The following is an 8,595-nucleotide window of genomic DNA, read 5'->3' on the forward strand; positions in this document are numbered from 1 at the left end:
CTGTGGCCCGCATCCCGGAAACCCCACGATGAAGATCCTGATCCTCGGCGCCGCCGGCATGCTCGGCCGCAAGCTGCTCGCCCGGCTGGCGGCGGAGGGGCTCGGCGGGGCGGCGGTCGCGACCGCCGTGCTGCACGACGTGGTCGATCCGGCGCCGTCGGCGGCGCTGCCGTTCGCGGTCGCGTGCCACGCCGGCGACTATGCCGCCCCGGGCGCGGCGGAGACGCTGGTCGCGGGGCGGCCCGACGTGATCTTCCACCTCGCCTCCATCGTCTCCGGCGAGGCGGAGGCGCGGTTCGAGGAGGGCTACCGGGTCAATCTCGATGGCACGCGGGCGCTGTTCGAGGCGATCCGGCGCCTGCCGGGCTATGCGCCGCGGGTGGTGTTCGCGTCCTCGCTCGCCGTGTTCGGGGCGCCGTGCCCGGATGTGGTCGAGGACGATTATCTCTGCGCCCCGTCTTCCAGCTATGGCGTGCAGAAGGCGATGGTGGAGCTGCTGCTGGCCGATTACAGCCGGCGGGGCTTCATCGACGGGCTGGCGCTGCGCCTGCCCACCGTCTGCGTGCGCCCGGGCCGGCCCAATGCGGCACTGTCCGGATTCCTGTCCTCGATCATGCGCGAGCCGCTGAACGGGCAGGAGGCGGTGCTGCCGGTGGAGGAGGCGATGCGGGTGTGGATCGCCTCGCCGCGCGCCGCCGTCTCCTATCTCCTGCACGCCGCCACCCTCGACACCGGCCCGCTCGGTGCCCGCCGCAGCCTCAACATGCCGGGCGTCTCAGTGACGGTGGGCGAGCAGATCGCGGCGCTGCGGGCGCGGGCCGGCGCGCGCGTGGCCGGGCTGATCCGGCCGGCGCCCGACCCGACCGTGGCGCGCGTGGTGGGGAGCTGGCCGCAGCGCTTCGCCGCCGCGCGGGCGCACCAACTCGGCTTTGCCGGCGATGCCGATTTCCCGGCGATTCTCGACACCTATATCGAGGAAGAGCTGGGCGGCCGCCTGCCGGCGCCGTGAGCCTTCGCCCGATGGCGTGGCGGCGATAGCCGCGCGCCCCTCGGCACTCCCGCCGGCATGGCAGGGACGGGCCGCCGGGCGCGATTGCCCGGCGGGGCTGGACCTCGCGCGGTTTCGCGGGGAATATCGCGCTGCCGGAAGGCACCGGGCCTGCGCGCCCCGCATATGATTCGTTGCCGGCGCCTTCCGGGCGCTCTCCCTGCGGCGTTCGCCGCCTGTTTCACCGAGACCGCGGCCACGTGGCGCTGACACTGCTCATCTTCCTTCTCGTCTATGTGGCCATGGGCTTCGGCAAGCTGCCGGGGTTCAAGGTGGACCGCACCGGCGCGGCCGTCGTCGGCGCGCTGGCGATGATGGTGGCGGGCAGCATCAGTTCCAAGGCCGCCTGGGACTCGATCGACTATGCCAGCGTCGGCATGCTGTTCGGGCTGATGGTGGTGTCGGCGGCGTTCGTCGTCTCGGGCTTCTATGACTGGACCGCCCAGCGCGTGGCGCTGCTGCCGGTGAGCGCCCCGGTGCTGCTGGCCGTCCTCGTCGGCGTCGGCGGCGGGCTCTCGGCTCTCCTCACCAACGACGTGGTGGTGGTGGCGATGACGCCGCTGCTGGTCTCGCTCACCCTGGCGCGCGGGCTCAACCCGGTGCCGTTCCTGCTGGCGTTCTGCTTCGCCGCCAATGCCGGCTCGGCCGGCACGCTGATCGGCAGTCCGCAGAACATGATCGCGGCCCAGCAGCTCGGCCTGTCCTTCAACGGGTTCCTCGCCATTGCCGGCCTGCCGGCGCTGGCCTCGCTGCCGCTGGTGTGGGCCATCGTCGCGCTGATCTATCGCGGCCGCTGGACGCTGCCGGACAGCGCCCGCGCGCCGGGCCAAGTGCCGATGTCGGCGCCGATGTCGGTGCCGCCCCCCGGGCCGGCACGGCTCGACCGGGTGGAGACGGCGAAGGCTGGCCTGGTGACGCTCATCGTGGTGCTGGCCTTCATCCTCAGCGACTGGCCGCGCGAACTGATCGCGCTCGGCGCCGCCGGCGTGCTGCTGATCAACCGGCAGATCGCCTCGCGCGACCTGCTCGCCCATATCGACGGCGATCTCCTGCTGCTCATCATGGGCCTGTTCGTGGTCAATGCGGCGCTGGCGGCCACCGGCCTGCCGCAGGACCTGCTGAACGGGCTGCGCGCCATGGGGCTCAATCTCGACGACCCGCTGGCGCTCTATCTGGTCGGCGGCACGCTGAGCAACATCGTCGGCAACAACCCCGCGGTGATGCTGCTCATCCCGTTCCTCACCCCCGGCGGCGATGCCGAGGCGCTCGGCGCCGCGCTGGCGCTGGGCACCGGCTTCTCCAGCAATCTGATCGTGTTCGGCAGCCTCGCCGGCATCATCGTGGTGGAACAGGCGGCGGCCTGCGGGGTGCGGATCTCGTTCGGCGAGTTCGCCCGTGCCGGCGTCCCGGTCACGCTCGCCTGCATGGCAATGGCGGCCGGCTGGATCGTGCTGATCGGCGCCTGAGGCCTATTGGTCGACGCGGCAGGTCAGCTCCTGCCGCCCGTCCGCAAGCTGGCGTGTCGTCAGCCGGTCGGCGAGACGGGTCATCAGCGACAGCACCACGCCGTTCATGATCGCGTCCTCGTCGGCGGCGCTGTCGAGGGTCGGCGCCGGGCCGGGCTTCAGCGGGCGGCCGTTCCAGGTGAAGGCCAGTTCCAGCGCGTATTCGTCGAACCGGGCGGCGACCGCGACCGGGTCGGCAGGGGAGAGGTTCGCCGCCGCCTCGGCGAATTCCTCGGCGATCTGCGACAGCCGCAGCACGGATTCCGCACGCGCGCCCTCGCGCGCGCCGACCTCGCTCAGGAACCGCCGCAACGGCGCGGCGCCGGTCGCGGGCTGCCAGGCCAGCCGGTGCGACGTCCGCGCGCCGAGGCGGAACAGCGCGTTCAGCGCCAGCGCCGTCAGCAGGGCAAGGACCAGCGACGAGGTGATGAGCGGCTGCAGCGCCGGCGGCAGGTGATGGGCATAGAAGCCGGGCATCTCGTCGAAGGACAGGCCGAGGAAGAAGGCGAGGCCGATCGCCAGCGTGCGCCGGGCATCGAGCAGGCGCTGGCCGAGAATGGCGATGCCGGACATCACCACGAAGGTCGCGGCGAACAGCAGCGCGGCGCCCAGCACACCCTGCGGCACCTGCAGCAGGAGGCCCGCCGCCTGCGGCAGGAAGGCGAGCGCGATCCAGCCGAGGCCGACGCCGAGGGCGACCCGGCGCGCCAGCACCTCGGTCGCCAGCGAGAGGCCGACGCTCGCCGAATAGGTGTTGAGCCCCATCGTGCCGATCAGCCCCGCCGCCAGCGTGCCGAGCCCGTCGGCGAGCACACCGGCCTCGATATTGGCATAGTCGGGCCGCTTCCAGACGGGATCGTTGATCTTCTGGCTGGCGACCATGTCGCCGAAGGCACGCAGCGTGCAGGCCAGCGCCCCGACCAGAAAGCCGGGCAGCAGCGCCAGCTCGAAGCTCGGCGTGACCAGCGGCCAGGCGATCGGTCGCGGGATGAAGGCGGCGGGGTCGAGGCTGATGCCGATGGCGGCGGGCTGATACGCCATGTGCAGGGCGATGCCGGTCGCCAGCCCCAGCAGCACCGCCACGGTGCGCAGGCGCGTGCCGCCCCAGACGGCGAGGGCGATCATGACCGCGAGCGCGGCGAGCGCGGGGCCGGTCTCGGAGGGCTCCAGCGGCAGTTCCATGTCATGGCCGACGATCAGCTTCAGCGCGACGATGCCGAGGATGATGCCGATCATCAGCACGCTCAGCCCGACGATCTCGACCGGCAGATAGGGCCGCAGCCGGCCGATGAACCGGCTGAGCACGATCTCGGTCAGCCCGGCGGCGATGGTGAGGCCGGCGACGGCCTCCAGCCCGCCCTGGCGCGCGACGGCGAGCGCGGCGGGCAGATAGGCGGCGGTGAACACCGCCGGCAGCAGGAAGCCGCTGCCGATCTGCGGCAGGCGGAAGACGCGCCGGCCCCAGCCCTGGAGCAGCGTCGCCGCGCCCATGGCGAGCATCGACAATTGGAGGTAGTGCGCCTGCGTGTCGGGACCGGCGCCGGCGGCCCGGGCGACGAGCAGGGGAAACACCAGCGTGACCGCCATCAGCCCCATATGCTGCGCCACCGCCGTCAGCAGGACGGCAGGCGGGGGGCTGGAGTGCAGCTCATAGCGCGCGGTCATGCGAACGCGGTTCCGGGATCGCGCAAGGGAAGGCGCGGTGTCTTCGCACTGGCTTAACGCGAAAGCGGCGTGCCTGCCAGCCGGCCCGCCGGCGCCCCGCCGGTGGCCGCTGCCCTCGAAATCGCCCTACCGTCGCTTGAGTGCGTCCATCAGCGCCGCGCCGAGCGCGCCCTGCGGCGCCTTTTGCGGCTCGCGGGCCGGCGGGCGGGGGGCGGGCCCGCGCGGGCCCTGCGGCGCGTCGCGCTGCCCCTGCGGCCTTGCCGTGCCGGCGCCGGCATCGCGGCGCATGGAGAGCGCGATGCGCTTGCGCTTGAGGTCGACCTCCAGCACCCGCACTTTCACCACGTCGCCGACCTTCACCACCTCATGGGCGTCCTTGACGAAGCGGTCGGCGAGCTGGGAGACATGCACCAGCCCGTCCTGATGCACGCCGATATCCACAAAAGCGCCGAAGGCGGCGACATTGGTCACCGTGCCTTCCAGCTCCATGCCGGGCTTGAGGTCCTTCATGTCGTCGATGCCGTCGGCGAAGGTCGCGGTCTTGAAGGCGGGGCGCGGGTCGCGGCCGGGCTTGTCGAGCTCGGCGATGATGTCGCGCACGGTGGGCAGGCCGAAGCGCTCGTCGACGAAGGCGGCCGGGTTCACCCCGGACAGCGCGGCGCTGTCGCCCATCAGCGTGCGCAGGTCGCGCCCGCAGGCGGCGACGATCCTGCGCGCCACGCCATAGGCTTCCGGGTGCACGGCGGAAGCATCGAGCGGCTCGGCACCGTCGCGGATGCGCAAAAATCCCGCGCATTGCTCGAAGGTGCGCGGCCCGAGGCGCGGCACGTCCTTGAGCTGCCTGCGGCTGGCGAACGGGCCGTTGGCGTCGCGATGGGCGACGACGGCCTCGGCCAGCGACGCGCCGAGCCCGGACACGCGCGCCAGCAGCGAGGCGGAGGCGGTGTTGAGATCGACGCCGACCGCGTTCACCGCGTCCTCCACCACCGCGTCGAGCGCGCGGGCGAGATGATACTGGTCGACATCGTGCTGGTACTGGCCGACGCCGATCGACTTCGGGTCGATCTTGACGAGTTCGGCCAGCGGGTCCTGCAGCCGGCGGGCGATGGAGACCGCGCCGCGCAGCGACACGTCGAGGCCGGGGAATTCCGCCGCCGCCAGTTCCGAGGCGGAATAGACCGAGGCGCCGGCTTCCGACACCACCACCTTGAGCGGCTTCGTGCCTGCGTCTGAGGCCGGCAGGGCGGCCAGCATCTCGGCCACCAGTTTCTCGGTCTCGCGGCTGCCGGTGCCGTTGCCGATGGCGATGAGGTCGACACCGTGTTGGCGGATGAGGCGGGCCAGTTCGCCCTGCGTGCCGCGCACATCGTTCTTCGGCTGGAACGGGTAGACGGTCGAGGTCGCCAGCACCTTGCCGGTGCCGTCCACCACCGCGACCTTGACGCCGGTGCGGATGCCGGGATCGAGCCCCATCGTGGTGCGCGAGCCGGCCGGGGCGGCGAGCAGCAGATCCTTGAGATTACGCGCGAAGACGTCGATCGCCTCCTTCTCCGCGCGCATCCGCAATTCGGTCATCAGGTCGAGCGAGAGGTGCAGCGACAGCTTGACCCGCCAGGTCCAGCCGGCGACCTCCATCAGCCACGCATCGCCGGGCAGCCTGTCGCCGATGGCGTAGGCCTCGTTGATCATCCGCACCACCGGCTTGAGCGGGCGGGGATCGTCGGCGTCGACCTCGATCTCCAGCGCCAGCACATCCTCGTTGCGCCCGCGCAGCATGGCGAGCGCGCGGTGGCTCGGCACGGTGGCCCAGCGCTCCACATGGTCGAAATAGTCGGAGAACTTGGCGCCGGCCTCCTGCTTGCCCTCGACCGCGCGCGAGCGCAGCTGGGCGTTCTGCCGGAGATGGCCGCGCAGCCGGCCCAGCAACTCGGCATTCTGCGCGAACTGCTCGGCGAGAATGTCGCGCGCGCCTTCCAGCGCCGCTTTCACATCCGCCACCTCCTCGGTGATGTAGGCGGCTGCCAGCTCGGCCGGCACCGCGGCTCGGTCGGCCAGGATGGAATCGGCGAGCGGGCCGAGGCCGCGCTCGCGGGCGATCTCCGCCCGGTTGCGGCGCTTGGGCTTGAAGGGGAGGTAGATGTCTTCCAGCTCCGCCTTGGTGACGGCGGCACCGAGCGAGGCTTCCAGCTCCGGGGTCAGCTTTTCCTGCTGGCGGATCGAGTCGAGAATGGCCGCGCGCCGCGATTCCAGCTCGCGCAGATAGATCAGCCGCTCGCCGAGCAGGCGCAGCTGCGTGTCGTCCAGCCCGCCGGTCGCTTCCTTGCGGTAGCGGGCGATGAAGGGGACGGTCGCGCCCTCGTCGAGCAGGGCGATGGCGGCCTCGGCCTGCTGCGGGCGCGCGCCGATCTCCTGCGCGATCGTCTGCGCGATCTGGCGGGCGATGGCGGCGGCGAGGGTGCTTTTATCGGTCATGCGGAACACGGAATCGCTTGAGGGGAAGGCGAGACCATATTCACTCACGCGGGCGAAGGCCACGCCGCACGATCCGCGCGGCGTGGCTTGTGGATGGGGCCGGCGCGGTCAGCGGATCAGCGGCACATAGTGATGGGGCAGCCGCATCGTCACCAGATCCTTCCGCCGCACCACATTGGTGGGGTAGGGCGTGTCGAGATTGGTGGTGTCGATCTCCGCCGTGACGACGCCCTCGCCGGCACCGATGATGGCCTCGCGGCGGGGAAACTCGAACGTATCGGGCCCGAACACGCCGCTCTTGCCGCGATAGCCGGAGGCTTCGTCCAGCACATTGGCGAAGGCGAGGTGGACATTGTTCTCGCCGGCGCGCGCCCGCATCAGATGCCAGTGATGCGGGTCGGCGCCTGTTGGGATGGGGTAGTTCTGGGCGATGGCGGTGCCGGCATGGGCCGAGGTGAGCGCGCCGCGCAGCGCCGCCGGGCACAGCACGAGGTCGCAGCCGCGCAGCGCCAGCACCCGCCCGGCCTCCGGGAAGGCCGCGTCATGGCCGATGAGCAGGCCGATGCGGCCGAATTTGGTGTCGAACACGCCCCACTCGTTGCCCGGGCTCGCCCAGTTGTGGTCCGAGGCGTCGAGATGGGTCTTGCGGTAGCGCCCGACGACGCCCTGCGGCCCCACAAGAACGGCGGTGTTGTAGAGCGTGCCGCCGTCCTCCTCGGCGAGGCCGGCGGCGAGGTGCAGGCCGTGGCGTGTGGCGATGGCGACGAGCCGGGCCACCGCCTCGCCGTCGAGCGGCACGGCGGCCGGCGCGTCGAGCCCGGTGACGGCGCGCTCGGGGAAGACGACGAGTTCCGCCCCGTCCGCGCGCGCGGCCTTCGCCAACGCCTCGATGCGGTCGAGATTGGCATCGATGTCGCCGGTGGGGGCGAACTGCGCCACCGCGACCTGCGAGCGCCTTCCCTTGGGGAGCGGGCGGTGGCCGTACAGGGTGAAGAAGTCCAGCGGGTTCCAGGCGAAGGTGGTGGTCGGCAGCTCCATGTAGAGCTCGGGCCGGCGCTGCTCGAACACGGGTTCGCCGAGCATGCGGCGGGCGCGGGCGCGCTCCAGGTCGATCTCGACGCAGGCGATGCCGTCGCCGGTGTCGATCACCGCCTCGATGGCCCCATCCGGGCCGATGACGCAGCTGCCGCCGGAGAACTGCACGGTGCGCTCCAGCCCCCAGCGGTTGGATTCGATGAGGTAGCAGCTATTCTCCACCGCGCGGGTGATCCAGTAGGGCGCCGGGGTGCGCTCGGCCAGCCAGTTGGAGATGTGGCAGATGATGTCCGCCCCCGCGAGGCCGACGAGGCGCGCGGTCTCGACGAAATGGATGTCCATGCACACCAGCAGGGCGATGCGGCCCACCGGCGTGTCGAACACGGCATGGCCGCGGTCGCCCGGGGCGGACCATTTCGGCTCGGCGATGTAGGGGTGGGTCTTGCGGTGGGTGCCGACCACGCCCTCCGGGCCGATGAGCACGGCGGAATTGTAATAGAGGTTCGTTTCCGGATCGACCTCCGGCATGCCGATGACGATGTGACAGCCCTGCTCGCGGGCAAGCGCCGCGAAGCGCTCCGTGGTCGGACCGGGGATCGGCTCGACGAAGGGGGCCACCTCGGCGCGGTCGAACCAGCAATAGCCTGTCGTGCCCATTTCCGGGGTGACGATCAGTTTCGCGCCGTCCTGCGCGGCCTCGATGACCAGCGCTTCGAGGCGGGCAAGGTTGCGCTCCTTCTCGAACATGGTCGGCTCGAACTGGACGGTTGCGACCTTCAGCGTCGTGGTCATCGGAGGTCTCCGGGCAAGGGGGAGCGTTCGGCGCCCGGCCTGTTCAGGCGGCGGGGCCGGGAATATCGCTCGGATGGC

5 protein-coding genes are annotated in these 8,595 nt (G+C 71.5%); 2 read left to right on the plus strand and 3 right to left on the minus strand.

Annotated elements, in window-relative coordinates:
• Positions 1–28: 28 nt before the first annotated feature.
• Positions 29–1,009 carry a D-erythronate dehydrogenase gene (gene denD, locus KHC23_RS03445; protein ID WP_213369553.1) on the plus strand — a complete coding sequence of 327 codons (981 nt, stop codon included), beginning with the start codon at positions 29–31 and terminating at the stop codon, positions 1,007–1,009.
• Positions 1,010–1,248: 239 nt separating this feature from the next.
• On the plus strand, positions 1,249–2,514 hold the full coding sequence (locus KHC23_RS03450; protein WP_213369555.1) for an ArsB/NhaD family transporter: 1,266 nt from the start codon (positions 1,249–1,251) through the stop codon (positions 2,512–2,514).
• Between the two features lie 3 nt (positions 2,515–2,517).
• Here KHC23_RS03450 and KHC23_RS03455 read toward each other — a convergent pair whose 3' ends face one another.
• From KHC23_RS03455 to KHC23_RS03465, 3 genes are all read right to left on the minus strand, one after another.
• Positions 2,518–4,218 (minus strand): uracil-xanthine permease family protein, encoded by a 1,701-nt coding sequence (locus KHC23_RS03455; RefSeq protein ID WP_213369557.1) that lies wholly within the window; start codon positions 4,216–4,218, stop codon positions 2,518–2,520.
• Positions 4,219–4,344: 126 nt separating this feature from the next.
• Positions 4,345–6,690 (minus strand): Tex family protein, encoded by a 2,346-nt coding sequence (locus KHC23_RS03460; RefSeq protein ID WP_213369559.1) that lies wholly within the window; start codon positions 6,688–6,690, stop codon positions 4,345–4,347.
• 108 nt (positions 6,691–6,798) lie between these two features.
• Positions 6,799–8,517, minus strand: a complete 1,719-nt coding sequence (locus KHC23_RS03465; protein WP_213369561.1) for a nitrilase-related carbon-nitrogen hydrolase — start codon at positions 8,515–8,517, stop codon at positions 6,799–6,801.
• Between the last annotated feature and the right edge of the window lie 78 nt (positions 8,518–8,595).

Origin of the sequence: Ancylobacter dichloromethanicus (assembly GCF_018390645.1) — a bacterium.
GTDB lineage: Bacteria > Pseudomonadota > Alphaproteobacteria > Rhizobiales > Xanthobacteraceae > Ancylobacter > Ancylobacter dichloromethanicus.

Coding starts and splice junctions, on each gene's coding strand:
- denD (WP_213369553.1), top strand. CDS start 29: ATGAAGATCCTGATCCTCGGCGCCGCCGGCATGCTCGGCCGCAAGCTG.
- KHC23_RS03455 (WP_213369557.1), bottom strand. CDS start 4,218: ATGACCGCGCGCTATGAGCTGCACTCCAGCCCCCCGCCTGCCGTCCTG.
- KHC23_RS03460 (WP_213369559.1), bottom strand. CDS start 6,690: ATGACCGATAAAAGCACCCTCGCCGCCGCCATCGCCCGCCAGATCGCG.
- KHC23_RS03465 (WP_213369561.1), bottom strand. CDS start 8,517: ATGACCACGACGCTGAAGGTCGCAACCGTCCAGTTCGAGCCGACCATG.